The following is a 1,268-nucleotide window of genomic DNA, read 5'->3' on the forward strand; positions in this document are numbered from 1 at the left end:
TCACAATATCTTCCTGACCCTGGCCTGCGGGGTCCTTATGCTGGGTCTTTTCTTTGGCTTTTCTGAAAATAGCGGAGCTGCTAAGGATAGGAAGCGCGGCTTGCAGCTGACAGCAGCAGTTCTGGTCCTGCTGGCAGGTCTCCTCATTTGCGAAGGCGGCATGGTTCTGCTCCCTTTCATGCTCCTGACCTACCTTTTTAGAAATCAGCTCTTTTTCAGAAACTTAGCTTATATCATTTGGGCAGGAGTTCTCTTTGCCATGAGTATTCAAATCTATCCGACCCTGCAGGATACTCTGTCTCTGCTGCTCTATAACTCAGACTGGCTCTTTATCACGGTTTTGCCGCTTATCTATCTCTATAATGGCCGGCGCGGTTCCCGCAGTATTTGGAGCAAGTATTTCTTCTATGTCTTTTATCCAGCTCACCTCTGGCTGATTGCTTGGCTGGCCTTTTGGGTCAAATAAAGCCCAAACTTACAAAAGTGTAAGATTAGCCTCTAAAATGTAAGGTAAAATTATGGATAGGCTGTAGCTATTGCGCTAGAATAGAGGAAGAGATGAGGGAGCTCAGACTCCTTTGCAGCAAACTTTGACAATCATTTGGTCACAGAAAGGAATCAAGATGACATTATTAGACGTACAGCACGTGAAGAAAATTTATAAAACCCGCTTTCAGGGCAGTCAGGTAGAAGCCCTCAAAGACATCCACTTTACAGTAGAAAAAGGTGAATATGTCGCCATCATGGGGGAGTCAGGCTCCGGGAAATCCACCCTGCTCAACATCCTGGCCATGCTGGACAAGCCGACCGAGGGCCGGGTCTTTCTCAACGGAACTGACACAGCGACCATCAAAAACAGCCAGGCTTCCAGCTTCCGCCGGGAGAAGCTGGGCTTTGTCTTTCAGGATTTCAATCTGCTGGACACTCTGTCTGTCAAGGATAATATTCTCCTGCCTCTGGTCCTCTCTCGTCGCCCCATTACCGAGATGATGCAAAAGCTGGTCACGACCTGCAATGAGCTGGGGATAAATAAACTCCAAGAGAAGTTTCCTTATGAGATTTCCGGTGGCCAGAAGCAGCGGGTAGCAGTGGCCCGGGCCATCATCACAGATCCTGAGATTCTGCTGGCGGACGAGCCGACGGGGGCCCTGGACTCCAAATCATCGGCGGCCCTTCTGGATGTCTTTGACGACATCAACGACCGGGGCCAGACCATTCTCATGGTGACCCACTCGACAGCGGCAGCCAGCCGGGCCAAGCGGGTGCTA

2 protein-coding genes are annotated in these 1,268 nt (G+C 50.2%); both read left to right on the top strand.

Annotation, left to right across the window (positions count from 1 at the left end; all coding sequences use genetic code 11):
- A partial coding sequence (locus STRDD11_RS04365) for a TraX family protein (protein WP_241209314.1) occupies nt 1-466 on the top strand: 466 nt, incomplete at its 5' end.
- Nucleotides 467-623: 157 nt separating this feature from the next.
- Nucleotides 624-1,268, top strand: a 645-nt coding sequence (locus STRDD11_RS04370) for an ABC transporter ATP-binding protein (protein ID WP_164828370.1), incomplete at its 3' end; no start/stop codon positions are given.

The sequence above is a fragment of the Streptococcus sp. DD11 genome, from assembly GCF_001578865.1.
Taxonomy (GTDB): domain Bacteria; phylum Bacillota; class Bacilli; order Lactobacillales; family Streptococcaceae; genus Streptococcus; species Streptococcus panodentis.